The sequence below is a fragment of the Halomicrobium sp. IBSBa genome, assembly GCF_017612575.1.
GTDB lineage: Archaea > Halobacteriota > Halobacteria > Halobacteriales > Haloarculaceae > Halomicrobium.
Genome location: NZ_JADPQC010000039.1, coordinates 1 through 445 on the forward strand (window position 1 = coordinate 1; position 445 = coordinate 445).

At 63.1% G+C, this 445-nt stretch carries 1 protein-coding gene; it reads right to left on the reverse strand.

Translation table 11 applies throughout. The annotated features are described in order from the left end of the window. Positions 1–317, reverse strand: a 317-nt coding sequence (locus IL252_RS17345) for a nucleotidyltransferase family protein (RefSeq protein ID WP_208629061.1), incomplete at its 3' end; no start/stop codon positions are given. Between the last annotated feature and the right edge of the window lie 128 nt (positions 318–445).

Below are 445 nucleotides of genomic sequence, written 5' to 3' on the forward strand. Positions count from 1 at the left end.
TTCATCACCAGAACCGGGCCATCGACGGCGCTCCGTGCCTGAAGGAGTGCATGCCCGCTCCCGAGCTGTTTCGTCTGGCTCACGTAGGAAATCGGAACGCCACGGTACGTCGGCCCGAAGTGGTCCTGAACGCGGTCGCGCTTGTAGCCGACGACGGCGACCAGCTTCTCGATGCCTGCCTCGACCAGCGCGTCGAAGACGTGTTCGAGGATCGGACGGTTCGCGGCCGGAAGCATTGGTTTTGGCCGGTTTCGCGTCAACGGCCGGAGGCGAGTCCCTTCACCCGCAGCGAGGACCACAGCCGTATCGATGTGCATACCTGTTGCAGACGGAGGAGGGGCTTCAATATGGCGGCCTTACCGAGATTGGTCGGCGTCTACTCGCCACGCATGTCCAGTTTGTGGCGTCGAAACCGAACGGGAGGGAGCGTCCGAGACAGTCGGTC